Raw genomic sequence first — 23,785 nt, 5'->3', positions numbered from 1 at the left:
CGCCTCCGCCCGCGGCCCGAGTCGCCCGGCTCGGATGGCGTCCGAACTCCACCTCCACCGGCGCCTCGACGATCGGCCACGCCTCCAGTCGCCATCGCCAGCAATCCCCGCAACTCCGCCCCCGCTCACCCTGCGTCACGATCATCTCGCCTGCCGATTTCTTCACGACCACACGCCCGTCGGTCTACAGGATCACTTCCAACTGCCTCTCCCCCGGAGAGTTGCAGCGGTGGAGGGGTTCGTATAGAGATGGTGGGTATGAGCCCCACCGTCACACCGGATACCGAGCTCACGCTGTCATACGAGCGGCAACGTGCCGTGGTGTCGCCCTGGGGCGCGGCGCTCCGCCGCTATTTCGTGGTCGAGCCGCACGGCGCCAGAACGGATATCGTGTGGGGCTATGCTGGAGCGGCGCAGAAGAAGGGCGGGCAGGGCGATGTGCTCATTCCCTTTCCCGGGCGGATCGCCGGCGGTCGCTATACCTTCGCGGGGCGCTCCTACCAGTTGGAGCGCAACGACAAAGAAGGGCCGAACGCGATTCACGGATTCGTGCGGACGCTGCCATGGAGGGTGCGTCACGCGGGCGCCGATGTGGCGGAATTCGAGGTGCAGCTCACAGCGGCGGATTACGGCCCCCGCGGCTATCCCTTTTCCCTGAACATTGGAGTCCGCTACGAGCTGGACGGGACGGGGCTCTCCTGCTCGTTTGCCGTGCACAACGTTGGAGCGAGCCCTGCGCCGGTCGGCGTGGGATTCCATCCCTATTTCACCGTGGGGACGGCGGCTATCGACGAAGCCGAAGCGCGTATCCCGGGCAAGGGATACCTCGAATTCAACGACCGGCTTACGCCGACCGGCACGATCATCCCGGCCGCCGGCACCGAGTGGGACTATCGGGAGCCCCGTCCCGTCGGCGACCGGCGGTTCAACCATTGTTACGTGGATCTGGAGCGCGACGCGCAAGGCTTGAGCCGCGCCTCGTCCGCCATCCGAAAACCGGCCGGACGATCGAGGTGGTCATGGACCAGTCCTTCTCCGCCATCGTGGTCTACACCGGCGACGCCATTCCCAGGGCGGCCCGGCAAGCCCTCGCCATCGAACCCATGACCTGCGCCTCCGACGCGTTCAACCATCCCGAGTGGGGACTGACGCGGCTGCAACCGGACGAGACGTTCACGGGTCTGTACGCCATCCGGCTGCGAAAGGATTAGCGGGCGGGACAGGAGAACGAGACTGTTCTTTGCGGGAGAGACGATCAGAGAATTCTCGGGCTTCAAGAAAGTTGCTGAGCGGAAACTCGTGATGCTCGACAGCGCATCGGATCTGAAAGACCTCGGGTCACCGGGTAACCGGCTTGAGAAGTTGAAGGGGAATCGAGCCGGGCAGCACAGTATCCGAATTAACGATCAATGGCGGATCTGTTTCGTCTGGATGACAGACGGGCCCCACGATGTCGAGATTACCGATGACCTCTGAAGGAGACCGCATCATGATGAAGAACGGCATGCGTCCGGTTCACCCTGGGGAAATTCTGTTGGAAGAGTTTATGAAGCCGTCAGCTCCTCCGCTTAACGCCAATACACTCGCCAAGGCCCTTGATGTGCCGGCGAATCGGATCACGGCGATTATCAAAGGCCAGCGCGGCATTACGGGCGATACGGCAGTGCGGCTGGCTACGTTCTTCAATACGACGGCTGAATTCTGGATGAATCTGCAAAAGACGTATGAGTTGCGTCTGGCCGAACAAGCCCTGCCGGGCAGGGTGAGGAAGCATATTGAGGAGTGCAGGGAGGCCCTTGCATCGGCGTCAAGCTTATGAAGCGGGCGGCGGTGACCGAAGGCAGCGGGAATGTACTTCGAGACTTGGGGTTCTCGGAGGAACAGGCTGCTGAGTTGGTTTGCTCGGTGGCGCAATGCAGGCATCACGAAAGAATGTAGCGTCCTGACTTCTTGGTTCCCACCCGTTGGATGAGGCCAGCTTCAAGCAAGGGCTTGAGTACATCCATCGCCCCTTGCTTTGACACGCCAATGCCGTTGCGGATTTCCTGCGGGGTCAGGCTTTTCCGATCCCTCAGCAGACGGAGTAACTGCTCCTGCTTGGGGCGTAGCACAATTTTCTTTGGACCGGCACGTGCGGTGAGATGCTGAATTCGATCCCACACTTTTTCAAGAGTCAGATGCAGGGCCTCGGCACTATATTCCAACCATCCGCTGAGGTCGCCGCCCTGCCTTCGCACCCCGGCCAAGGCCTCATAGTATCTCGGACGATTCTCCCAGTAGACTTCATCGACGGAAAAAATGTGATGCGTATCAAATCCACGCCGGTAGAGTTCCCAGAGTGCAAGCGCCCGACCTGTTCGTCCGTTTCCATCCGCGAACGGATGGATGTCCTCGAATTGATAATGGACAATGGCCGAAGAGACGACCGGTGACCATTTAGAAGATTGCTCGTTCCACCATTCCAACAGCTTAGCCATCAACCCGCTGACTAAGTCAGGGGAAGGTGGTGTGTACCGGCCTACATACACCTGAATGTCGCGGTATCGGCCGGCTTTTCCCTGGTCCATCACCCCTTTGGCAATGATCGTGTGAAGTTTCAAGACATCCTTATGGGTGATCGACTTCTTGGCGACGTGCTTCTCAATGTAGCGAAGACCGGCAAGGTAATTGAGCACTTCTCGGGTGGCGCGTGGGGGCTCTGTCGGCAGGACGTGCCCCTCTTCCAAGAGGCGGACTTGTTCCAGCGTGAGCGGATTGCCTTCAATCGCAGTGGAACTGTGGGTGTTTCGGATGCGAGCGTCCTTTTGAAGGGTAGGGATCCAGGGGACTTGTACCGTCGCGGCGAGAATTTTTTCCCGAAAGGCGGAGATTTCTTCGATCGTGGTTAAGAGATGAGCGGTAATGGTGAACGTGGGGTGCAAGGCCATGGTGGCAGGGTAAATATAAGTCAAGTATAAGTCAAGTTATGAGTCAACCTCTGTCCACCGACTTTAGAAATGTCCGCTTCCTGCCACAATAGAAATGTCCGGTTCATGGGATCGCCTCTGGGGGCTGTCGGTGCGCGAACATGCCGAACCGATTCCAGGGATGCGTAGCCGGCGGTTTGACGAGAGGGCGTGGTCGCCGAGCCGGTAGCGCAGTCATTCGCAGATTCCAAATGATCAATAGGTCGCAAGAAGTGTAACTTAATCCGTTGGAGGCGAAGTACCTATCCGCCGCGATTTGATCGAACACGGCGGCTCAAGCGAAGCTTCGATGATCTACTGGAGGGGTATCCGGCGGCGTCCATTGATAAGAGGCTGCGCCTGAAGAGCCGCCGGTACGAACGAAATTCGGTTTGGTGGGCCGTGTAGGGGTCGAACCTAAGGCCCGCTGATTAAGAGATCGTTCAGGGGACATTTTCACAACGGTTTGATCGGTCAACGGTTTCCCCGTTCTTTTGGTGTTTCAGTCGGTTCCGAGCGCCCTATAGATTCGATGGAGTCGATAGGGTTTGTGATTTCGACCCCCTCCATCACGGTTTATCACAACAGAGGCCCGCTGACTTTGATCGGAACGCCGAAAGTCAGCGGGCCTTTGTGCTAAGAAGCAGCCAAATTGTGATGACTCTTCTTGGCCCGCTTCACAACGGTCAGCGGGCCTCTTGTCAATATGCTAGTTATGGCATAATATGTTCATCATATGAGTATCATATAGGCATATGATGAGTATGGTATCGGCAATGGGTCTGGGCTAATGAAGCCCGTTCATTTCGCCGGATCTTCGAAGGAGGATCTGCGAGAGTTTCCCGAAGACGCGCGGGAGACGGCAGGGCATCAGCTCTTCAAGGTGCAGCAGGGGAAAGAACCGGATGATTGGAAGCCGATGCCGTCGGTTGGGCCTGGCGTCAACGAAATCCGGGTCTGGGAGGAAAGCGGGACGTATCGGGTTCTCTATGTAGCGAAATTTGAAGAGGCGGTCTACGTGCTGCATGTCTTCGAGAAACGGTCTCAGAAGACTTCGAAAGGCGATATTCAGCTAGCCAAGGGACGATATGCCGACTTGTTGAAGTGGAGGAAGGAGCAAGACCTATGACACGCGCAACCGTCACCAAAGGCAGTGGGAACGTGTTTCGGGATTTGGGATTCTCCGAGGAAAAGTCCGCTGAGCTGATTCTCAAGAGCAGCCTGCTCCAAGCACTGCAAGAAACGATCAAGGGACGAGGATGGAAACAGGTTGAGGCAGCGGTGCAGTTGGGGATTGATCAAGCGAAGGTGTCCAAGCTTTTGGCCGGACAGATGGCTGGGTTTTCCATTGAACGCCTCGTCCATTTCCTATCCCTGTTAGGCCAAGACATAGAAGTGACGGTTCGTAAGGCTCCCCATGGGAGACGGCGGGGCACGGTGCGGGCGAAGGGTACCAGAATCCAGAAGATACCAGCGTGAGTCAGCTAGCCTAGTTCCACATTCTCTCCGACAGAAGCATGGTTTCGGTCTGGAGTATCAGCCACATCTCTCGTGTCAGAATCCGCGAATGCATGGTGCACACCCGGACTGGTTGAAGTCGGTATAGTGATTCCTGGACAAATTGAAGGCGTCCGAATTGTGACCGGAATACCTCGTTCCAGTTATTGTTCTGGCTGATGATGCTTACATAGTCTGTGAAATCGGCATAGTCGATCAATCGCTCCGAGGATTCTCCCGAGGCCCTCGCCTTTTGACGCTTTTCCGCCCATTTCCCATACATGCCGCTTGGAAGTCGGCTTTTCTCCCAACCCGTACCGAATACTTCGAACATAACGTCATGGATAAAGTCCCGTAGGTCACGCTCAAAATCTGATAGTAGATCGTAGGACTCAGCCATCCGATAGTTTTTGAATGGTCTACGCGCCAAGATGGTTTTTGGCGCAACTTGGGGTGCTCTCGGGAGCTCGAGCGTCTCTAGAAAAACAGGTGCCTCCCATGCGGGATCTAGACTTATCTTCGGCATTCTCGGTAGCTCAAACGTGCGCAAGAACCGAGTGGTGTCTAATGCCCACGCAACTTGTACCGGATTCCAGGTTGTTGCCCAAGAAGCCCTTTCCCTGGCTAGTTCCTTTCGCCATGAGTCAGCAATTTTGGCAAAAGTGTCGGTTTCCACGGCCCACTTTTCTTGAGCCGATTTCAAGGCTTTTGCTATTGGGTCCCAATCCTGCTTCATCGCATCCAGGACTGTTTGTGTGGGACTATCCTTGAAGGCTGAAGCTGCAAGCGTTGTTTCCAATCCTGCAACCATGGAAGCAGCCTCTGCTGCAAGATTCTTTTTCAACGATTCGATGGCCTTTTCGATGGGCGTCGGTTGGAGTGCCCATTTATGCAACTCACTCTTGAAACCAGTCGCTACTGAAGACATATCCTCCATCCAGTCTTGCTGAGCTACCTTCATCACAGCTACCAGGGCAATGCCCAATTCCCGGGCGATTTCGGAGGCGGGGCGACTCCCGCTCTCTAACAGCTGGACGGCTTCACGTTTAAACTCCGGCGTGAACTGCTTGCGTGCACCCATCGGACACCTCCTTGGGGATCCTGTCCCCATTCAAAGGTGTCTGTCAAATCCGGGCCACCTCTATCTGACCCCAAACTGACCTGCAGCTACCGCCTTTTGAGGCTTTCAAGGATAAGGAAAGCTACTACTCAACCGCGCTCCACGAGCTCACACACTGGACGCATCACGAAAAACGTCTCGCCCGCGACTTCGGCCGGCAACGCTTCGGCGACGAAGGCTATGCGCGCGAGGAATTGGTCGCCGAACTTGGCTCTGCCTTCCTCTGCGCCGACCTCGGCATCACGCCCGACATCCGCGACGACCACGCCGCGTATCTCGGCCACTGGCTCAAGATCCTCAAGGACGACAAACGCGCCATCTTTTCGGCCGCGGCCCACGCGCAACGCGCCGCCGATTTTCTCCAGCGGATCCAGTCGCCGCCGGCAGAGCAGGCCGCCTGACAGCGGCCCGCGACTTTCTCGTCCGGGAAAATGAGATAGTTTTCAAGATTTCCTACCAAAGAACTTGAAACAGAAACAAAAACGGGCAATCATCCACCATCTAATCCAGCGGGAGTTCCCTGTCTGTGAAGACGGGGATGAGAGCATGGTCCTGCGCAGCAGGACGAGCGTAGTTCGTAATTAAGGGAACCACGAGCGTAAGCCCGCGGGGGTCCATGCGCGCTTCCCGCATCAACTCTCAAAGATAATCCACCATGGAGCAAACATTCTCTCAGAGCGAGATAGAAGCTATCGCGCAGGCGCTCGCTGACACATCGGAGGGGTTAACAGGATCGGAAATAGGTCATATTCTCGCTTCCTTGAAAATGGCAGACCCAGACCCAACCAACACCAAGTGGAAGCGGCTGCAAAATGCTTTCGTTGAGCGCCAAAACAAGAGTCAGAACCGCCGCGCCATCCTTGAATTTATAAGACAAGCTCTCAAGCCGGAACGCTATGCCAGATGTTCTCATCGTTTCGAGCCCCTGCGCGCCAACGTCAATCGCGCCCTTGCTTTCTCTGGTCTCGCTGTCGATGCAACTGGAAAACTGTACAGCGTCACTCCGGCTCAGACACTCACCGAGGCCGAACGGCGAGCTCAAGAGCTGCGGGCCGACCTCACCACCCGCGGCGTGCACCCGGACATTTTGCGTTTCTGCCGTGCCGAGCTTGTCGCCGACAATTATTTTCATGCCGTGCTCGAAGCAACCAAGAGTATCGCCGACAAACTCCGATCCAGAACCGGACTGTCGCACGATGGAGCCGACTTAGTGGATAAAGCCCTGGCTGGAGGCAATCCAATTCTCGCCTTCAATTCCTTGTCCACAGAAAGCTTGAAGAGCGAACAGCGTGGATTTGCCAACCTCGTCAAAGGAACCTTCGGCATGTTCAGAAACATTACCGCCCACGAAGCCCGCATCTTATGGGCTATGAGCAAGGAAGACGCCGAAGACCTCCTAATCCCTAGCCTCTCTCATCCATCGACGGCTCGATGCCGCCCTGATACGGAAAGTTCCCTGACCTCGCGGTCGAGGCCCTTTCTCCTGGAGCCACCTTCCGATTCCGTAGAACGTGTATGCCAAAACCGGGAAGCTGACCTCCCCAGACCCCTAGACACCAGCTCCGGCTCCTGCCCGCGCCAAGAAGATCAACGACGAGTCCTCAGGCTATCTAGCCGCGTAAGGACACAAACATTTTCGTCATCTGATCGGTCGTGAAAGCTAGGTGGTGACTGATGCCTGCTTGAAGCCAGGTTTTTGGATTTCCGGTCGGCTTCTTTTTAAGAGCGATCTCGGAAATGTAACGATCTCCCGGACTGAACCAGGCTCCACAAAATTCAGGTTGCATCATGAGGAGGTCGGCATTTGCTGGGTATTGTGCAAATCCAGCCCCACTCTTGTTTCGCAACCCTTCCCCTTTCATGACAACCCAGTAGTCGAACGATGTGTAACGAATACTCGCGCTCACATTTAGATTTGGTTTCGGTTTGACCAGCTTCGGGTGGAGAATCGCGTAGTCTCCGAAAGTCGGCTTTCGCGGGAGTGCGTGGTTCTTTACTGATGTGAACCACGCTGTCCATTCATTACGAGGGAATTCATGACGCCCAACCGGAACTCCCGTGAGATTCTCCCGGAATGATCCCGAAACGACCGTGAGGGTCCGCCACTTCGTAATCTTTGGTATCTGAAAGAGAAGAGGGGCTAGGACCGAGTCTGAAGGCTGGTGGACCTTCAAATCAATCAACAGATTCACGGCGGACTCCTGGAATCTCAGCCGGTCTAGCAATTCTTCCAATGCAGCATTCAGGTCTGATCGATTTATGTCGTCTCGGTACAATCGAATACAGGCCTCTTGGCCATCCTCTTTGTTCTCATTGGCAACGGCATCAAGCAGGACTGCATTGCTTGCTAGCCCTACTGTCGGAATCATTGATAAACCACGGCTCATGGATTCAGCGAAAAACTCTTCGAGGGTGTCCGCGGAAATTCCTGACGAGAATGGGCCAAAGTCAAAGAAGAAAGGCGCTGTTCCCCACATCTTGAGAAGAGAGGCCGGATACTTGAGCAGCGGCCCCGAGCTTTTTGGCCCCCACTCCGGCGCTTCGATAAGCGGAGTGAGTTTTGACTTCACCCAGGGGAACAAATCGCGTAGGGCGTGTTGTTCTGCTTGTTTCCATCGAAGAACGGGTACGTAATGGGAGTGGTCGAACATCAGCCACCTTCCTTTTTAGGCGATTGACCTCTCTAGAAAGAGACATTTGACCTGACCCAGCCCAATCATTTGATTCAGAATTTTGTAGTTCTTAGCTTCCCATCTCATCCTTCCAGCTACGATTGCGGGATGGACATTCAACTCATCCGCTAATAACTTTGCAGCGTCTGGAGAGCGGAGCACTCTTGCATGGCTTCTCTCCCATACCCTTCGCGGTATTAGTGCTTCACGTGCAAGCTCGTCAGCTTCTTTTTCTTGTCGATCGGTGTTTCCCTCTTCATCGAAATCATCAAAAAATACAGAACTTGGACTAAGCACATGCCGCCAGATATGAATTAACTCGTGGATGAGGACAAACCAGAAGTTGTCAATCCTGTCTCGTCGAAGAGTGAGTCCAATAACCGGTTGCCCTGAAGGCGCCATCAGGGCTGCACCGTCGATGTAGGTTTTTGGAAGGTGTTCTTCGATCACTACAGCGATTCCATGTTGCAGCAGGAAGTCACGCGCAAGTAACGGTCCATCTGTTGATCGGCTCAATCGCGCCACGGTGCGAAGGAAATCGAGATTTATGACTCCGGGTTGATATCGGGCAAGACCAGGAAGATCCTTTGCGCAGATAAGAATTCGCGTGCTCCATGCAGCTAAGGCATAGTAATCAACAGGTCTGTGGGAACGAACGTGGTCTTTCTTTAGGTAGACATTGGCCATAGCTGGCGAGGGTGTGATTTGGCCAAAGAAATCTCGCAAGACTTCGCGAATATTGTCCTGGTTGATTGAAGTCGCCTGTATCCAGCCCCGTTTGATCATCTCTTTGACCGGAAACTTCTTCCAATCAATGTCCTGCTCTTTCTGGCTGGCCGATGGTTTTTGAAGCAGGACCGAAGCCGGTATCCCTAGTCCATAGTGAAGCGCGCGAATCATCGACAAGGAAAGAGGCCGCTTCCCTGCCAGGATTTCAGACGCCCTGCTTCTGGTTCCAAGGTATGGAATGAGATCATTCTGGGAGAGGTTCTGCTGCTCCATCCTGAACCGAATTGCCGTAACAGCATCGGGAAGCCCAATTGGAAAATGCTTCGCTTCATAGGCCTGTACGAGGGTGGTGAGAAGTTCAGCCGTGTCCGCTTCTGTGGTGCCAGGCGTAGGGTCGAGGCCAATTAACTTCTCAATCTCTTCCAAGGCAGAACGATATTCTGCTTCGGTCTTTATCACTTTCATGTGTGCCCCTCTGTCAGAGATCCCATTTGTCATATTCTGCATGCGTGCCAATCCTCTGTATGAGTACGGTCTGAAGATTGAAGCCAACTTTCACGAGTAACCGATATTTATTCCCCTTCACATTGAAGATCACGCGGTTGTCGGACAGGAAACTTGCACTGGCATAGCGAGCTTTTATTTCCAGCGTTGTTTTCCACGAAGCTTCACGGACTTCCTGAATCCATGTTTCGAGAGGACCTTGAATGTCGAGGTGCTGTTTCATGAACTCATGAAGAACCTTCAATCCCACAAGCTGCATGGATGCAAATTGTATCCTGTTCCCATAAAGGGATCAAGATAAATATTCCCATTTTGGGAATTTCATAAGTATATGTAAACACTGATTAATGTAACTGTCTAAGCCATTTATCCAAAAACGAGGTGGTCTTGCCATAGTAAGGTTTGTCCAGTTCACGAGAGAGGAAAGAGTTCGCAGTGGCTATTTCAGGACCATTCGTGAGAGGGGCTTCACCGAGCTTCTCTCAATCCATGCATCGATAGCTTTGAGATCAAATTTGGTCAGCCGACCTGCCTTGACGTATGGGATTCGGCGTTGGCTGACCATGGTGTAGAGGGTGTGGACTGAGAGCCCGGTGTATTCGGGGAGGAAAAAGAGGGACAGGCTACTTAACGTTTTAAGTTTCGTATAGAGCGGAGGCTGGTGCCTAACTGTAGCGCCCAAGCTTTATTCATCCACTTCGCTAAGCTGTCCACTCAGCGAGGACGATCCAGGAATTCGTCGCCGTGGTCTTCGTACGTCCTGAAAAGAAAAGGTGTCTGAAAAGAAAAGGTGTCGGGAGTCTTTTGTGGTAGGCACGCACAAAAGCGCCGCCTTGTTTTTAGACTTTAATGGTCAAGACGATCTTATCGCGATGTAGTCTCAGGCTGGGACATCGACGTATTCGACTTGGCTGTTCGGCGGGGGGATTGGGAGGCCGTCTGCTTTCAGACCCTCCAAATGAAATTCGATGGCTTCTCGAATCAGGGTTTCAGTTTCCGCCACGGTGGAACCCGTCGCAACGCAGCCAGGCAGGTCCGGAACATAGGCGGCATAATTCGACGGAGCTTTCTCAATCACGACCGCATAACGCACCTTAGTTCATCCCCTTCTTCCAGCCAGCTTGCTTAAAAATACTATTCAACGTTCCAGGAGGCAAGTCGTCGCTGAGCTTGCCGGCAACGGTCACGCGACCTGGTTTAGTTTGGTGTTTGAACTGTCGGTGACTGCCCTTCGTCGCAACGAGGAACCAGCCGTCTTGTCGCAATCTGTCGAGGATATCCCCAACTTTCACGGCGTGAGGATAGCGCAGTCATTCGCAGATTCCAAACAATCGAGTTGCAAGACGTGCGGTTTGGTGGGCCGTGTAGGGGTCGAACCTACGGCCCGCTGATTAAGAGTCAGCTGCTCTACCAACTGAGCTAACGGCCCACCTAGGTCGGTATGTCGGTCTGGAAGAATCTTGCTCGCGGTCCCTGCCTGCTTGCTGGTGGTGCGCCTGACAGGATTTGAACCTGTGGCCCTCAGCTCCGGAGGCTGATGCTCTATCCAGCTGAGCTACAGGCGCTCCTGGCAAGCAAGGAACGACACCTTAGCACAGCCTTCGGGAACCTGTCCAGCGGGCGGGTCGGCCATCACGACGCCGCCGCGGCTATCCGATCGGATAAGCGGCCTTATCCGATGTGCAGCGCCTCCGGGCATTTTCTCTTCCAGAGATCCTCGGAAATGCCGATTTTTTCGCCGTCATGGCGAGGCATGCGATCTGCTTATCCTCTGCGACAGGGAGACACCAGGCAGCAGAGACAAGAGCACAACGGAGGCGACCATGTTACTCCTCGTGACCTTCTTATCGTTGTCGATCGTGGCGGCTGGACTCTGGTGTGTCGAAGTGATTTGGAGGAGCGAATAGGCCGCCCGACTTTATGAAATGTTCAGCTGCTTCAGCAGCCGCGAAAGGTAGGTGGGTTGCAGCCCGAGCAGCTGAGCGGCCCGAACTCGGCTTCCGCCGGAGCGATCGAGGGCCCGCCGAATGATCCGCCGCCGGTGCTGATCGACCGACTCATGGTAGGGGAGCAGCCCTTCGGCGCCGGCCTCTCCCGCCTCGCCGACCAAGTCGGCCGCCTGCAGCAACACATCCTCCGGTTCCAGAGTGGAACCGCTCTTCAAGACGACCGCCCGCTCGATGGTGTTTTCCAGCTCGCGGACGTTGCCCGGCCAAGGATAGCCGGTCAACTTCTTCATGGCCGCCTCCGAGAGCCGCATCGCCGGCTTTTTCATATCCCGGCAGCAGCGACGGAGGAAGATTTCCGCCAGTTGCGGCACATCTTCCAACCGGTCTCTGAGCGGCGGCACCGTGAGGCTCACCACGTTCAAGCGGAAAAACAGATCGGCACGGAAGGTCCCGGCTTTGACGGCCTGTTGGAGATCGCGGTTCGTGGCCGCGACCACACGCACGTCCACCTTCACCGCCCTGGTGCCGCCGACCCGGTCGAACTCCCGATTCTGGAGAAATCGCAGCAGCTTCGCCTGCAGCGCCGGCTTCATGTCGCCGATCTCGTCCAAAAACACGGTGCCGCCGCTGGCGACCTCGAGCTTCCCAAGTTTCTGGCTGTGCGCGCCGGTGAAGGCGCCTTTTTCATGGCCGAACAGCTCGGACTCCAGGAGCTCCTCCGACAGCGCCACGCAATTCACCGGCACGAAGAGTTTTTCGCGCCGCGGGCTCCAGGCATGGAGCGAGCGCGCCAAGAGATCCTTGCCCACGCCGCTTTCGCCCAACAGCAGGACCGTGGCGTCGCTCTGCGCCGCCTTCTTGAGGGTGTCGATCACGCGCTGCATCACCGGACTGGACGTCGCCGCCATGTCATAACGGCCGTCCACCTCCGACCGCAGCGTTTCCGCCTCCCGCCGCAAGTCTTCCTGCCGCAAGGCGCGCTCGACGACGACCAGCATCTGGTCGATGTCGAACGGCTTGGTCAGGAAATCCGTCGCGCCTTCCTTCATCGCCTCCACGGCCCGGGCCACCGTGCCGTGTGCCGTCATGATGATGACAGGCAACGCCGGCCGGTCTTTCCTCATGCGCCGGAGCACCTCGATGCCGTTCAAGCCGGGCATCTCGATATCCACAAACGCCAAATCGGGCGACTGCCGGTCCAGGGCCTCCAGCGCCGCCGGGCCGTCGGCGGCCGAAAGCACCTCATAGCCTTTGGTCTGCAGGCCGAGACGTAGGGCGCTCAGAACGGCGGGGTCATCGTCGGCGACGAGCACGAGGGGTTTCATGGAGCTCCGCGACCGGTGAAGAGCGGCATTCAAGAAGATCAGTACCATATCCGAATCGATAAGGTTCCGCAAACGGCCGGCGTCCACGCCTGCTTTCGAGCTGTGTGGGTTTGCATCGCTTTCGCAGCTCTATCAATCGCTTGCTTCACTCCAAGGCGCTCCGCGGTGTGCTGGTACATCGGTTGCTCTATCAACCGGGCAGCGGCTCGCAATGACGTGGGCGGCCTTAACCGGGAGGGGCACCATGGGACTCGGACGGGTATTGGTGGTCGACGACGAAGCGGAGGTGCGCAAGTCGGTACGGCTCACGCTGACGAAAGCGGGCTACGAGGTCATCGATGCGAATGATGGCGAGGAGGCGATCAAAGCCATTAAGTCCGGCGACAACCCTCTGATGATCGACGCCGTCGTGTGCGACATCCACATGCCGAAGGTCAACGGGGTGGAGGCCATCCTGTATTTCCAGGATCAGTTTCCCTCGGTGCCGATCATCGTCATGACCGGCGACGCCAACCTGGATCGCGCCACCACGCTGCTGAAGAAAGGCGTGGCCGACTATCTCATCAAGCCGGTGGCGCCCCAAACGCTCCTGGCCGCTGTGCACAAGGCGGCGAAGGAGCATGTCTACAAGGATCGGTTCGCCATATGAGGAGAGCCGGTGTGCCTACAGGAACAGAGGAGCGCACTATGACACGCAACACCATTCTGATCGTGGATGACGAGCGGCCGGTTCGCCGCGTCGTCCGGCTGGTGCTCACGAAGGCCGGCTATGACGTGATCGAAGCCGACGATGGGGCCATGGCGATCGAGATGATGCACCACGGCGGGCAGGGCCATCGCTTGCTCGCCGTCATCTGCGATGTGGAGATGCCGCGGATGAACGGTGTGGAAGCCATCGAGCAAGTTCGCCGCGAGTTTCCGGCCACCCCCCTGCTCGTCCTGACGGGGACGCCCGACATGTCCGTGGCCTTCGACTTGCTCAAGCAGGGCATCGCCGGCTATCTGCTCAAGCCGTTCGAGCCGCAGACGCTGGTCGCGGCCGTGGAGCGGGCGACGGGGAACCGCCGCCCGAACGGCTGGGCCGGAGCACCCCGCCGCGCCGCATCGTTTCCCTTCCCCTACATCTTCCCCCGCCTGTGGCCGTCGGACTAGCCCAGAGCCTACGTCGTCCCGGCCGCTCATCATTCGAAAGCCGCGCCGTGGTGAATCTCATATGATTCTCAGCGCTGAATCGAATGTGATTCGGTTGAGCCCGCTCCACATCGGGGGGATTGATCGAAGCGCCGGGAATTCCGCGTCTTCTGAACCCGCCCGCCGGCGGCAAGCCAAGTGCATAAAGGGAAGCGAGGATATCGGCCCCCATCATCCATGACGGTTCGTGACGAAACCGCCAAGACACCAGACGACCGCCGGCGCGCGGTGCGCCGGGACGAGGACCGCCGTCTCCTGCGGCGTGAGCGGGAAATCGAAGCGGCCCGCCGGGTCAGCGAGGCGCTGTTCGAGCACCTGACGCCCGACGAGCTGGTGGGCAAGGCGTTGCAGACGGCGCTGGATGTCGTGAACGCGGAAAGCGGCTCCATCTTATTGGCCGACCGCGAGTCCCGGCAATTGGTGTTCCGCCATTCGCTGGGTGTCAGCCGCGTGAAGGCCGGCACGGCGATTCCCTGGGACCAAGGGATCGCGGGCGACGTGTTCCACTCGGGACGGCCGGTAGTGATCGCCAACGTCAAAGCGGACCGGCGCCATTTTCCGGGCATCGACGAGCAAACGGGCACGCCGACGCGCGACATGATCGTGCTGCCGCTCAAACGGTGGCGGGGCGAGCCGATCGGCGTCCTGACCTGTCTCAACAAGCGGGCGGGGCGGTTGGATGACGACGACGTGGCGCTGCTGGCCATCGTGTCGGCCATCACCGCCGCGGCGATCGAGCAGGCGCGCCTGCATCAGGAAGCCAAGCTGGCGGAGGTGGCGAGGCTGCTCGGGGACATCGGCCACGACATCAAGAATCTTCTCATGCCGGTGGTCTGCGGGACGGGGCTGCTCGAAGGCGAAGTGAAAGAGTTGCTGGCGAGCCACACCGCTCTCACGCTCGACAAGGCCAAGGCGAGCTTCCAGCTTTGCACGGAAGTGATCGGCATGGTCCGGACGTCTACGCAACGGATTCTCGACCATGTCAAGCAGATCGCCGACTGTGTCAAAGGCCTCAGCGCCGAGCCGGAGTTTGCCCCCGGCTCCGTGCGGCGGGTCGTGGAGTCGGTCTTCGAGACGGTGCGGTGGCTTGCCACGGACAAGGGGATTGCGTTGAAAACGGAGGGGCTGGAGACCTTGCCCGCCATTCGGATGGACGAGCGGCGGCTGTTCAACGCCTTCTACAACCTGGTGAACAACGCGATCACGGAAGTGCCGGCCGGCGGCTCGATCACGGTCGCGGGCAAGCATGATCCGGTGCGGCAGTGTGTCTGGTTACGCGTCGTCGATACGGGGTGCGGCATGCCGCCGGACGTGCGGGACAGCCTCTTTACGGCCCAGGCCAAGAGCCGCAAAGCCGGCGGAACCGGACTCGGGACCAAGATCATCAAAGACGTGATCGACGTGCACGGCGGCGCCATTACCGTCGACAGCACGCTCGGCGTCGGCACAACCTTCACACTGGTTCTTCCGATTGAGCCGCCCGCAAGCTCCTAGGATGAGTCCTCTCTTCTCTGCCCTCTCCCCTGGGGGGAGAGGGGAAGGGTGAGGGGGAAGGTGGGCGTCAGGGCAGGAACGCGAAGGGCAACAGTAATTCGTCGCCGTCGGCGCCGCGTTTCCGGCGAAGCGCCGCCAACTGTTCGGCCTCCGCCTCCGCGAGGAGGTCTTCTTCCCGGCGAAACGAACTCGAGAGCCGGACGAGCGGAACCGATGTCTGGACTTCACAGGCGCCCTGCACGATGCCGTCTGTCTCGATGGGGATGCCCATGGATCGGCAGGCGAGGGGACGAAAGGCATAGACGCCGCAACTCCCGTCTTTCTGCAGCGCGGGGCAAGGGAGGTCGCGGTACTGTTCGGCCAATGCGTCGAGGTCTGCATCGGGCCATTGATCGACACAGCGGCTCTCGGCCAGCCGCGGAACGGCCGCGGCGATCATGCCGGCTTGGCGCGCCGCCGTGTCAACGATCGCTTCTCGTGTGGCGGAGGGGAGCGATGAGAGCCCGGCCTTGATCGCCTCTCGATCGAGCAGGGTGACGGGAAACAGGCCGATGCAGCATCGATGGCAGCCCGGCCGGCAGGGAAGCTCGTCCAGCAGCGCGGCGCGGGCCCGTGCAAACCAGTGGGCGGTCTGTTCAAAGAGCCGGAACGGTGCGGAAGAGGGAGGCACGGGACATCAGTCTTCGACGGCCACCGACATGTCGACGATCAGTTCGCCCTTGGGAGAATAGAAGCCTTGATTATCGATCTGCACGATGCCGTTGCATTGATCCTGATAGAACTCGAGGATCCATCCGTTGAAATCGTACCCGTCGTCCGTCATGTCCTTTTCGACGAAGCGGGTGGTGAGGATGAATCGGCACCGGGTCACATATTCTGTGACGAGCTGCGATTCAATGTCATCGTAGGCGGTCAGCAAATCGAGGAACTGGGCCTTTTCCTGGTCGAACACATCCTTATAGCTGCCGCGGTCCCGCACGCAAAACAGATGGATCGGCTTGCGGTCGCGGGCATAGCCGAGCGCGACCTGCACCCAGGCCCATTCGTCCAGCGCCGCGTCGTCGATATTGGACGGGACGATCGGGGTTTGCCCGCGGGCTTTCAAAAAGTCGATCAACAGCCGCAGCGGCGGCGAGTTTTCCTTTTGGCAGAAGACGCGGGAATAGATAAAAGTTTCAGCCTGTTCCGCCGTCGCCGGCTGCGCGCTCGCGGGAAGAATCGGCAGCTCTTTTCCCATGGCGTTCCTTTCAACATCGGCCGGCCTCCGCCCTCGGCGGGGACGGCCTGGTAAGCGTCGGCCCTACTGTACCGTCCCGCCGCGCGGAACTGCAAGAGGGCCCTGTAGGCTTTTCCCCACGCCAGGCCTGCGTTTTTCTCGTTGACAGGTGGGGGACTCTTGGCTACACTCTCGCGGGTTTTCGCCGCTTGAAGCGTCAAGCACGTCCACGACACAACGGCTGAGTCCGGGCTGGTTCAAGACAGGCGAGGTATTGAGTCCTAGTCACTTTCATACTCTCAAGGAGGTTCCCGAATGGCAAAGTCAATGACCAAGTCGCAGATCGCAGATCACCTGGCCGGAAAGGCCGGGATCACCAAGAAGGGCGTCGTGCAGATTCTCGACGATCTCGCCGCGCTCGCCTATCGTGAAGCCAAGAACGTCTTCACGGTCCCCGGCATCGGCAAGCTGAAGCTGGCGAACCGCAAGGCGCGCATCGGTCGCAATCCGCAGACCGGCGAGGAAATCAAGATTCCGGCCAAGCGCGTGGTGAAATTCCGCGTGGCCAAGGTGGCCAAGGACGCAATCCTCGGCAACAAGAAGTAACGGAGGATTCTGTCCGGCGCCCGGCGGCGCCATGAGGCCGTGAGCGGCGTCATCCGCCGCCAGTGAAGGATCGGACCAAGGGCCGGGGCCCGAAGGACCCCGGCCCTTGGTGTTTGTGAGTGTTTGTGAGTGTGGGAACATCCGGCGGGCTCTTACATATGGGACGGCCCCAAGCCGCTGCCCCCCATCCCGTCGTGTCCGACCAGCCTGATTGCGTCCCCGTCCTGCACCAGGGAATCCTCGCTGGCGATTTTCTTGTTGATCGTCACCAGCACCTTTTTCTCTCTCAATAACTGGAGGAGATGGCGGAGTTGGAATCCCTGCCGCTGAATCAGCTGGCGAACCGTGATCGGCGAGGAGAGGTCGCAGGCGAGATCGCGCTCTCCGTCCGCCGTCTGCAGTTGTCCCGTCAAGACGATTGTGACCATGGTGCCCTGGTATCCTCCTGTCGCGATGCATGGCCGGCTGCCCGCATTGACTCAGATCAGCCGGCTGTCGATAATGACGCCCCTATGCAGTCGCTCGATATCCACAATCCCGGCATGCCGGATCTGCAGTTCGTGCTCTTCGTCTCGGCGCTCTGCACCTCGAATCTGCAGACCATCAACGTGCCCGACGAACTGCGCCGCACGATCTTCGACCGGTGCTGGGCCTTCCTCCATACCGAGCCGCCGCCGACCGACCCCAAGGAACGCGTGCTCGATTTGCGCGGCGGGACGGAGCTGACGCTGGAAGCCTGCGCAGCTACGATCCGTTCCTTGCTGACGGAGGCGGGCATCACCACGCTGACCTGGGATCATCCGGTCAGCGAGCCCACCCAGGAAAGCACACCGGCGGCCCAGCCGCTGATCGAGCGGCTGGGCCAATTGTACCCGGACGATCCGGATATCGTCGACCCCCGATCGGGACCTCCGACAGGCTCCGCCTAGCCGCATCATCCGACCAGGAGGATCGTGCGCGTTACCCCCCTCGATATCCCCGGCGCCCTCGTGATCGATCCGGACGTGTTCCGCGACCCGCGGGGAGTCTTTCTCGAAACCTACCATCAACGCCGGTATGAAGATGCCGGGATTCCCGGACCGTTCGTGCAGGACAATTACTCCTGGTCCGTGCGTGGCACGCTGCGGGGACTCCATTTTCAAGAGCCCCATGCCCAAGGCAAACTGGTGATGGTGGTGGAAGGGGCGGTATACGACGTAGTCGTGGATGTCCGTAAAGGCTCACCGAGTTTCGGCGCTTGGTACGGCACCGAGCTGTCGGCCGAGAACCGGCGCCAATTGTATATTCCTCCGGGCTGTGCGCATGGATTCTGCGTGACGAGCGAGGGCGCGGCGTTTCTGTACAAGTGCACGGATTTTTATTCACCGAAAGACGAGCGGGGCATCCGGTGGAACGACCCGGCCCTCGGCATCGCCTGGCCGATCGAGAAGCCGATCCTCTCGGCCAAAGATCAAGCCTATCGAACGCTGGCCGAGATGGACAACGACTTGCCGTCCTATCAGCCGGTCCAGTCATGGGGACGTTGATACGGCGACGACGCCTATGTTATCCCTGTGGGGCGCCAGTACGTGAATTCCCCTCACTGACGGGAGAGGACGGAGGTGGGGGGGCGAGGCCACATCGTTTGATCGTTCTATAGAGGAGGATGGCACATGGGCAAGAGTCTACAAGGGACCAAAAGCCACGAGAATTTGAAACATGCCTTTGCGGGTGAGTCGCAGGCCAATCGCCGGTATCTCTACTTCGCCCGGCGCGCCGATATCGAAGGGTACCCCGACGTGGGCGGCCTGTTCCGCGATACGTCGGAGGCCGAAACCGGCCATGCCTTCGGGCATCTCGACTTCCTGAAGGAAGTCGGCGATCCGGCGACCGGCGTGCCGATCGGCAACACCGAGGCGAATCTCAAGTCGGCCATCGAGGGCGAGACCTACGAGTACACCCAGATGTACCCCGGCATGGCCAAGACCGCGCGCGACGAAGGGTTTGCCGAGCTGGCTGAATGGTTCGAGACGCTGGCGAAGGCCGAGCGGTCGCACGCCAACCGCTTTCAAAAAGGCCTGGATAGTTTGAAGAGCTAGCGAGCCCCGCAATCAGCTGTCGGCCGTCGGCTGGCAGCGATCAGCATTTCTCCTCGGGCCTCTTCCCTTCACCCCCACCCCGCCCTCCCCCGTCAAGGGGGAGGGTTAGGAAGGGGAGAAGGGCGGTGATGCTGAGGGGGACGGTCTGACGGTGTTCCCGCCTTGCGCTCAATGAAAACTCTTAGCCTCATCACTCCCGTCGAATCCCGTCAGCTGGATAAAGAAACCCTCCGGATCTACGAAATCTGCGACGGCTGCCGCCGTTGCTTCAACCTCTGTCCCTCGTTCAACACGCTGCTGGATCGGATCGACCGGTATGAAGGCGACGTGGCGAAATTGACGCCCGCCGACCACCATCGAGTCGTCGACGAGTGTTACTACTGCAAACTCTGCTTCAACCATTGCCCGTACACGCCGCCGCATCAATACGAGCTGGACTTCCCGCGCTTGATGATCCTATGGAAACAGCGTCTGGCGCGCGAGCGCGGCGTCCGCTGGCGCGATCGGCTGCTCATCCGGACCGACTGGATCGGGAAGGTCGGCAGTCTCACGGCGGCGGTGACGAACCGGCTGTTGGGCAATGGCACGGTCCGGCGGCTCATGGAAACACTTGCCGGCGTCCACCGCGAGCGGCACGTGCTGCAGTTTTCCGGCGAGACGTTTCCCCGCTGGTTCAACCGGCGGCGGCCGCCCGCGTCACAAGGGGCGCCGGCCCGTAAAGTCGCCCTCTTCTCCAGTTGTCTGGTGAATTATCAGGCGACCGATATCGGCAAGGCGGCGGTGCAGGTGCTGGAAAAAAACAACGTGGAGGTCGTCGTGCCGGAGCAGCGTTGCTGCGGCATGCCGCAGTTCGACATCGGCGACACGCAGGCGATTCAGCGGGCGGCCGGCGCCAACGTGGGGGCTCTGCATCGGTGGGTCGCGCAGGGCTACGATGTGGTGGTGCCGGTGGCGAGCTGCAGTCTCATGCTGAAGCGGGAGTACCCGGAGCTGAACGGGGATGAGAAGACCAAGGCGGTGGCTGAACGGACGTTCGATATTTGCGAGTATCTGATGATGCTCAAGAAGGACGGCCGGCTCGCGATGGATTTCACGAACAATCCGGGTCGCGTCGCCTATCATATGCCCTGTCACTTGCGGGATCAGAACATCGGCTTCAAATCCAAGGAATTGCTGGAGGCGGCCGGCGCGCAGGTCGACGTGATTGAACAATGCTCCGGCCACGACGGCTCCTGGTCGGCGAAGGTCGAGTTTTTCCCGCTGTCGATGAAGATCGCCGCCAAAGCCGTGCGGACCATCGAACAGAATCCGGCCGATCTCGTCGCCTCCGACTGTCCCTTGGCCGGTCTGCAGTTGGACCAGGCTGGCGCATCGACGCACGTCGGCGGCAAGGCGACCTTGCACCCCATCCAAATCATCCGCGACGCATATGGATTGCCGGCCCGCGTGACCAGTGAGAGTGACAGGTGACCAGTGAAATCCATCAGTCTCGATGACGTCATTCCCTATGCCGACTATGAGCGGCAGCGCGAGTCGTACCGAGCGCGGATCATCGCGCTCAAACAGCGCCGCCGGATTTCCGTCGGCCCGCTGATCACCCTGGTCTTCGAGAATCGGGACACGCTCCAGTTTCAAATCCAGGAGATGATCCGGGTCGAGCGCATTTTCGATCCCGCCAAAGTCCAGGACGAATTGGACGTGTACAACGCCTTGTTGCCCTCATCCGACGAGCTGAGCGCCACCCTCTTGATCGAGATCACGGAGGAGGCGAAGATGAAACCGTGGCTCGACGCATTCATGGGCTTGGACCGCGGGCATACCGTCGCGATCACGGCCGGCGGCGAGCGGGTGTACGGCGAATTCGAAGGAGGTCACAGTCACGAGACGAAGATCAGCGCCGTCCACTTCGTCCGGTTTCGGCCCACGGCGGCGATGAAGGCGGCGTTTGCCGACCTGCATCAACCGGTGACCCTCGGCGTGCATCATGGGAGCTATCGCGCCGAAACGAGCGTGCCGGGCAGCATGAGAGAAGAGTGGCTTTCGGACTTAAAAACTCACAATTAAACGTTCACCATCCAACAGTATGTCCGTCGTTTTACTGACCAAGCGCATCGAATTCGCCGCGGCCCACCGGTACTTCAAACCGGAATGGGACGAGGCGAAGAACCGCGCCGTGTTCGGCCTTTGTTACAACCCGCCGGCCCACGGGCACAATTATCTGCTGGAAGTCACCGTCTCCGGCGAGGTCGACCCCAAGACCGGCATGGTCATCAACCTGTTCGATCTGAAGCGGGTGCTCCTCGGCATGATCGAGGAGTTCGATCATAAGAACTTCAACCTGGACATGCCCTACTTCAAAGACCGCATTCCCACGTCGGAAAACATCGCGCGTTTGTTGTGGACCAAGCTCGCCCCGCACAAAGATATCGGGATGCTGCACACCGTCCGCCTCTGCGAGGATGAAGATCTCTACGCGGAAGTGACGGCGGCCGGCGGCCTCGACGTGGCGAGCGTCACCCGGCGGTACTCGTTCAACGCCGTGCAGGATGGGAAGGCAGGCCGGGATTGGGATTGTTTCGTGACCGTCCACGGGCCGATCGATCCGGTCACCGGCATGGTCACCGACATCGCGGCGCTGGACCGCCTGGTCGATGAACGGGTGGTCACGGTCTTCGACGGGCAGGACCTTTCTCACGTTCTCCGGAAGCCCGGTGCGACCGGCGATCATCTGGCGCAGGACATCTGGCAACGGCTCGTTTCCCGGATTGCGCCAGGCCGTCTCACCAATATCCGCCTGGTCCAGTCACGCGACGTGTCCGTCGATTACGCCGGCTAGTTCCTCGGCGCACTATGATCCGCCATCTCAGCTCGTTCTTTCTTGTGGTCGGTCTCACTTCGAGCGCCGGCGCTTTGGCCGGCTCGGACACGGACGCCATCGAACAGACCATCCGGGCAGCCGCTCAGGCCGCCGCGACTTTTTCGGACACGAGAGATCAACAGGCGGTATTGGGTCTCTACGCGGAGGATTACGAGGGCATTCAGGACGGCCAGGCTGAAGACAAGGAAGCGATCAGGAAATGGCTCGGCGAGTACGAGGCGGAGCTACAACGAGGAAGCGGCCTTCGCTTCATCGGGGCCGTGTCGAATCTTAAGATCACTCTCTCCGGCTCATTCGCGTGGGCCGCCTACGACTATCTCTTCCAAGCTGTACGCAACGGCGAGCTCGAAGGCCAGGATCGCGGCAAGTGCACCAGTCTGCTCAGGAAAGACGCGGCTCATTGGGTGATCTTCCACGAACACTGCTCGAAGGCACGCTAAGGCCAGTAGCTGTGGCCCTCTGCGTGCACTCCCGGTCCCTGACCCGTGTTGTCATTCCCCAGGAAGAGAGCGCCAGCGACGCAGGCCGGCTGATGTCATACAACCGGTTTAGCTGGAATAGGGTGGGAGACCGAGTGTTGGCGCGACGGACTGGAGGACAGGCAAGTCGTTGACATTGGTGACGGCTGCGATGAGCGTCTGTTTGTCCTGCTGGCTGAGGCTCTGCAGATCCCCGCCCTGGAAGTACACGAGTGCTTGCAAACTGGCACGTGGTTGGAATGCGGGGCCATAGAGCACTTGGGCTGCAGCGAGTCCTCTGGCAAGGCTCGCGCCGGCTCCCAGCATGGCGGCGACATCCCGATAATCCTTGGACTCGATGCGTTGCAGCATGACTTTCAGTTTCGTCGCCATGAGATCGTCGAGGGAGGCGATTTGAATGACGCCATCGTCTGTATAATCGGGTTGGCCCACCCGCCCATAGGTCATCGCTCCAAAGAACGAGAGTTTGATTCGATCGCCGGCGCTATCGCCTACCAGCATGCTCAATGTTTGCGGCTCTTCTTGGATGATTGAGGTATTACGAAGAAATGGAAGGGCTTGCTGCAGGGCCTCTCTGTTCAACGGTCGATCGGAGAAAAAATCGAAGTCAACGGAGGCGCGATGCCCACAACGGAGTGCGACGGCAGTGCCGCCGTACAGCACAAACCCAAGCATCTGCGTGTTGCGAAGCATCGGCCACAGGCTGCGCTGGGCCGGCGGTAGGACATTCAAACGGGGATGGATCATCGTGGCGCCGGAAATCTTTCGGATGGAAGGGGAGGCACGGAGTCGAACGCAGCCAGCCCGAGCCGATAGTGCCAATAGGCCCAGGCCTGTTCGGAAAACTGGCCGATTTCGGCCTGCCTCAGTACGTCTTTGAGCCGTTCGTTCCCCGCGACTTTGACTAACTGCTGAATATCCTCGTATTCGCCGATCGTCATGACCTGCGCCATGACCCGTTGCGGGTACCGGACGGCCTCGTTCGGGTGTTTCCACCAGACATACTTGGCGGCCAAGCGTTTCAGGAGGTCGAGTTCCTCGGACTCTGATGGGGGCATTAGTGGCATCTTGATGAATTTGACGGATTCATTCTACGCCACGA

The 23,785-nt window shown here is 58.7% G+C and carries 31 protein-coding genes, 2 tRNA genes and 1 pseudogene; 18 read left to right on the top strand and 16 right to left on the bottom strand.

What is annotated here, in order from left to right:
* Nucleotides 1-258 precede the first annotated feature (258 nt).
* The 3 genes from NITMOv2_RS20100 to NITMOv2_RS20090 all read left to right on the top strand — a co-directional run bounded on the left by NITMOv2_RS20100 (nucleotide 259) and on the right by NITMOv2_RS20090 (nucleotide 1,819).
* Nucleotides 259-1,107 (top strand): aldose 1-epimerase, encoded by an 849-nt coding sequence (locus tag NITMOv2_RS20100; RefSeq protein ID WP_053381554.1) that lies wholly within the window; start codon nucleotides 259-261, stop codon nucleotides 1,105-1,107.
* A gap of 126 nt (nucleotides 1,108-1,233) precedes the next feature.
* Nucleotides 1,234-1,476 carry a type II toxin-antitoxin system RelE/ParE family toxin gene (locus NITMOv2_RS25215; RefSeq protein ID WP_053381553.1) on the top strand — a complete coding sequence of 81 codons (243 nt, stop codon included), beginning with the start codon at nucleotides 1,234-1,236 and terminating at the stop codon, nucleotides 1,474-1,476.
* A gap of 13 nt (nucleotides 1,477-1,489) precedes the next feature.
* A complete protein-coding gene (locus NITMOv2_RS20090; RefSeq protein ID WP_053381552.1) occupies nucleotides 1,490-1,819 on the top strand; it encodes a HigA family addiction module antitoxin in 330 nt (109 codons plus the stop codon).
* A gap of 103 nt (nucleotides 1,820-1,922) precedes the next feature.
* Here the strand turns inward: NITMOv2_RS20090 and NITMOv2_RS20085 are convergent, their stop codons facing one another.
* A complete protein-coding gene (locus tag NITMOv2_RS20085; RefSeq protein WP_053381551.1) occupies nucleotides 1,923-2,927 on the bottom strand; it encodes a Fic family protein in 1,005 nt (334 codons plus the stop codon).
* 808 nt (nucleotides 2,928-3,735) lie between these two features.
* Between NITMOv2_RS20085 and NITMOv2_RS20080 the strand changes: the two genes are divergently transcribed.
* Together NITMOv2_RS20080 and NITMOv2_RS20075 are read left to right on the top strand one after the other, a co-directional pair.
* Nucleotides 3,736-4,074 carry a type II toxin-antitoxin system RelE/ParE family toxin gene (locus NITMOv2_RS20080; RefSeq protein ID WP_053381550.1) on the top strand — a complete coding sequence of 113 codons (339 nt, stop codon included), beginning with the start codon at nucleotides 3,736-3,738 and terminating at the stop codon, nucleotides 4,072-4,074.
* Nucleotides 4,071-4,424, top strand: a complete 354-nt coding sequence (locus tag NITMOv2_RS20075; protein WP_083448244.1) for a helix-turn-helix domain-containing protein — start codon at nucleotides 4,071-4,073, stop codon at nucleotides 4,422-4,424. Before NITMOv2_RS20080 ends, NITMOv2_RS20075 begins: the two co-directional genes overlap by 4 nt.
* 10 nt (nucleotides 4,425-4,434) lie before the next feature.
* Here NITMOv2_RS20075 and NITMOv2_RS25210 read toward each other — a convergent pair whose 3' ends face one another.
* Complete coding sequence (locus tag NITMOv2_RS25210; protein WP_053381549.1) at nucleotides 4,435-5,523, bottom strand: Swt1 family HEPN domain-containing protein; 1,089 nt, start codon at nucleotides 5,521-5,523, stop codon at nucleotides 4,435-4,437.
* An 80-nt stretch (nucleotides 5,524-5,603) separates the two neighbouring features.
* On the opposite strand from NITMOv2_RS25210, the pseudogene NITMOv2_RS23075 reads away from it, so the two are divergent.
* Nucleotides 5,604-5,963 (top strand): annotated as a pseudogene (locus NITMOv2_RS23075) (zincin-like metallopeptidase domain-containing protein); the annotation flags it as partial.
* A gap of 254 nt (nucleotides 5,964-6,217) precedes the next feature.
* A complete protein-coding gene (locus NITMOv2_RS23070; protein WP_202967276.1) occupies nucleotides 6,218-7,219 on the top strand; it encodes a TIGR02391 family protein in 1,002 nt (333 codons plus the stop codon).
* Here NITMOv2_RS23070 and NITMOv2_RS20055 read toward each other — a convergent pair.
* The 9 genes from NITMOv2_RS20055 to NITMOv2_RS20020 form a co-directional block, all read right to left on the bottom strand.
* The gene (locus tag NITMOv2_RS20055; protein WP_053381546.1) at nucleotides 7,173-8,213 is read right to left on the bottom strand and encodes a beta family protein; all 1,041 of its coding nucleotides are present in this window, start codon (nucleotides 8,211-8,213) and stop codon (nucleotides 7,173-7,175) included. The genes NITMOv2_RS23070 and NITMOv2_RS20055 overlap by 47 nt on opposite strands.
* Before the next feature lie 15 nt (nucleotides 8,214-8,228).
* Nucleotides 8,229-9,428, bottom strand: coding sequence for an ImmA/IrrE family metallo-endopeptidase (locus tag NITMOv2_RS20050; protein ID WP_053381545.1), 1,200 nt, complete (start codon nucleotides 9,426-9,428; stop codon nucleotides 8,229-8,231).
* A 13-nt stretch (nucleotides 9,429-9,441) separates the two neighbouring features.
* Complete coding sequence (locus NITMOv2_RS20045) at nucleotides 9,442-9,690, bottom strand: type II toxin-antitoxin system HigB family toxin (RefSeq protein WP_202967275.1); 249 nt, start codon at nucleotides 9,688-9,690, stop codon at nucleotides 9,442-9,444.
* Between the two features lie 216 nt (nucleotides 9,691-9,906).
* A complete protein-coding gene (locus NITMOv2_RS25205) occupies nucleotides 9,907-10,149 on the bottom strand; it encodes a helix-turn-helix domain-containing protein (protein WP_083448242.1) in 243 nt (80 codons plus the stop codon).
* A gap of 198 nt (nucleotides 10,150-10,347) precedes the next feature.
* Nucleotides 10,348-10,560, bottom strand: coding sequence for a type II toxin-antitoxin system HicB family antitoxin (locus tag NITMOv2_RS20040; RefSeq protein WP_053381543.1), 213 nt, complete (start codon nucleotides 10,558-10,560; stop codon nucleotides 10,348-10,350).
* Nucleotide 10,561: 1 nt separating this feature from the next.
* Nucleotides 10,562-10,759, bottom strand: coding sequence for a type II toxin-antitoxin system HicA family toxin (locus NITMOv2_RS20035; protein WP_053381542.1), 198 nt, complete (start codon nucleotides 10,757-10,759; stop codon nucleotides 10,562-10,564).
* Between the two features lie 61 nt (nucleotides 10,760-10,820).
* Nucleotides 10,821-10,896 (bottom strand) — tRNA-Lys (locus NITMOv2_RS20030).
* A 59-nt stretch (nucleotides 10,897-10,955) separates the two neighbouring features.
* Nucleotides 10,956-11,032: transfer RNA gene (locus NITMOv2_RS20025), tRNA-Arg, on the bottom strand.
* A 353-nt stretch (nucleotides 11,033-11,385) separates the two neighbouring features.
* Entirely contained in the window at nucleotides 11,386-12,741 is a 1,356-nt protein-coding gene (locus tag NITMOv2_RS20020; protein WP_053382175.1) for a sigma-54-dependent transcriptional regulator, read from the bottom strand.
* A gap of 244 nt (nucleotides 12,742-12,985) precedes the next feature.
* On the opposite strand from NITMOv2_RS20020, the gene NITMOv2_RS20015 reads away from it, so the two are divergent.
* The 3 genes from NITMOv2_RS20015 (at nucleotide 12,986) to NITMOv2_RS20005 (ending at nucleotide 15,426) form a co-directional block, all read left to right on the top strand.
* On the top strand, nucleotides 12,986-13,390 hold the full coding sequence (locus NITMOv2_RS20015; protein WP_238590406.1) for a response regulator: 405 nt from the start codon (nucleotides 12,986-12,988) through the stop codon (nucleotides 13,388-13,390).
* 38 nt (nucleotides 13,391-13,428) lie between these two features.
* Nucleotides 13,429-13,893, top strand: coding sequence for a response regulator (locus NITMOv2_RS20010; RefSeq protein WP_053381540.1), 465 nt, complete (start codon nucleotides 13,429-13,431; stop codon nucleotides 13,891-13,893).
* Between the two features lie 216 nt (nucleotides 13,894-14,109).
* Complete coding sequence (locus NITMOv2_RS20005; RefSeq protein WP_053381539.1) at nucleotides 14,110-15,426, top strand: GAF domain-containing sensor histidine kinase; 1,317 nt, start codon at nucleotides 14,110-14,112, stop codon at nucleotides 15,424-15,426.
* Nucleotides 15,427-15,493: 67 nt separating this feature from the next.
* On the opposite strand, the gene NITMOv2_RS20000 is transcribed toward NITMOv2_RS20005, so the two are convergent.
* A complete protein-coding gene (locus tag NITMOv2_RS20000) occupies nucleotides 15,494-16,096 on the bottom strand; it encodes a YkgJ family cysteine cluster protein (RefSeq protein WP_053381538.1) in 603 nt (200 codons plus the stop codon).
* Nucleotides 16,097-16,102: 6 nt separating this feature from the next.
* Complete coding sequence (locus tag NITMOv2_RS19995; RefSeq protein WP_053381537.1) at nucleotides 16,103-16,663, bottom strand: hypothetical protein; 561 nt, start codon at nucleotides 16,661-16,663, stop codon at nucleotides 16,103-16,105.
* A 294-nt stretch (nucleotides 16,664-16,957) separates the two neighbouring features.
* Here NITMOv2_RS19995 and NITMOv2_RS19990 point away from each other — a divergent pair, with 294 nt between their 5' ends.
* Nucleotides 16,958-17,248, top strand: coding sequence for an HU family DNA-binding protein (locus NITMOv2_RS19990; RefSeq protein WP_053381536.1), 291 nt, complete (start codon nucleotides 16,958-16,960; stop codon nucleotides 17,246-17,248).
* A gap of 152 nt (nucleotides 17,249-17,400) precedes the next feature.
* On the opposite strand, the gene NITMOv2_RS19985 is transcribed toward NITMOv2_RS19990, so the two are convergent.
* Nucleotides 17,401-17,676: a MoaD/ThiS family protein gene (locus NITMOv2_RS19985; protein ID WP_053381535.1), complete on the bottom strand. Its 276-nt coding sequence runs from the start codon at nucleotides 17,674-17,676 to the stop codon at nucleotides 17,401-17,403.
* 84 nt (nucleotides 17,677-17,760) lie between these two features.
* Here NITMOv2_RS19985 and NITMOv2_RS19980 point away from each other — a divergent pair, with 84 nt between their 5' ends.
* The 7 genes from NITMOv2_RS19980 to NITMOv2_RS19950 all read left to right on the top strand — a co-directional run bounded on the left by NITMOv2_RS19980 (nucleotide 17,761) and on the right by NITMOv2_RS19950 (nucleotide 22,644).
* Complete coding sequence (locus NITMOv2_RS19980; RefSeq protein ID WP_053381534.1) at nucleotides 17,761-18,177, top strand: hypothetical protein; 417 nt, start codon at nucleotides 17,761-17,763, stop codon at nucleotides 18,175-18,177.
* Between the two features lie 24 nt (nucleotides 18,178-18,201).
* On the top strand, nucleotides 18,202-18,774 hold the full coding sequence (rfbC, locus tag NITMOv2_RS19975) for a dTDP-4-dehydrorhamnose 3,5-epimerase (protein ID WP_053381533.1): 573 nt from the start codon (nucleotides 18,202-18,204) through the stop codon (nucleotides 18,772-18,774).
* A gap of 126 nt (nucleotides 18,775-18,900) precedes the next feature.
* On the top strand, nucleotides 18,901-19,326 hold the full coding sequence (locus tag NITMOv2_RS19970) for a rubrerythrin family protein (RefSeq protein ID WP_053381532.1): 426 nt from the start codon (nucleotides 18,901-18,903) through the stop codon (nucleotides 19,324-19,326).
* Nucleotides 19,327-19,497: 171 nt separating this feature from the next.
* Nucleotides 19,498-20,796: a heterodisulfide reductase-related iron-sulfur binding cluster gene (locus NITMOv2_RS19965; protein ID WP_053381531.1), complete on the top strand. Its 1,299-nt coding sequence runs from the start codon at nucleotides 19,498-19,500 to the stop codon at nucleotides 20,794-20,796.
* A gap of 3 nt (nucleotides 20,797-20,799) precedes the next feature.
* On the top strand, nucleotides 20,800-21,390 hold the full coding sequence (locus NITMOv2_RS19960; RefSeq protein ID WP_053381530.1) for a DUF3501 family protein: 591 nt from the start codon (nucleotides 20,800-20,802) through the stop codon (nucleotides 21,388-21,390).
* Nucleotides 21,391-21,409: 19 nt separating this feature from the next.
* The gene (locus tag NITMOv2_RS23060) at nucleotides 21,410-22,162 is read left to right on the top strand and encodes a 6-carboxytetrahydropterin synthase (protein WP_083448240.1); all 753 of its coding nucleotides are present in this window, start codon (nucleotides 21,410-21,412) and stop codon (nucleotides 22,160-22,162) included.
* A gap of 14 nt (nucleotides 22,163-22,176) precedes the next feature.
* A complete protein-coding gene (locus NITMOv2_RS19950) occupies nucleotides 22,177-22,644 on the top strand; it encodes a YybH family protein (RefSeq protein ID WP_053381529.1) in 468 nt (155 codons plus the stop codon).
* Between the two features lie 108 nt (nucleotides 22,645-22,752).
* On the opposite strand, the gene NITMOv2_RS19945 is transcribed toward NITMOv2_RS19950, so the two are convergent.
* Nucleotides 22,753-23,430 carry a nucleotidyl transferase AbiEii/AbiGii toxin family protein gene (locus tag NITMOv2_RS19945; RefSeq protein ID WP_053381528.1) on the bottom strand — a complete coding sequence of 226 codons (678 nt, stop codon included), beginning with the start codon at nucleotides 23,428-23,430 and terminating at the stop codon, nucleotides 22,753-22,755.
* Entirely contained in the window at nucleotides 23,427-23,741 is a 315-nt protein-coding gene (locus NITMOv2_RS19940) for a hypothetical protein (protein ID WP_053381527.1), read from the bottom strand. The genes NITMOv2_RS19945 and NITMOv2_RS19940 overlap by 4 nt, the downstream gene beginning before the upstream one ends.
* Nucleotides 23,742-23,785: the final 44 nt, after the last annotated feature.

Source organism: Nitrospira moscoviensis, assembly GCF_001273775.1.
In the GTDB taxonomy this organism is placed as follows: domain Bacteria; phylum Nitrospirota; class Nitrospiria; order Nitrospirales; family Nitrospiraceae; genus Nitrospira_D; species Nitrospira_D moscoviensis.
The sequence above is the reverse complement of the archived record's forward strand: the minus strand, read 5'-3'. Positions and strand labels throughout refer to the sequence as shown.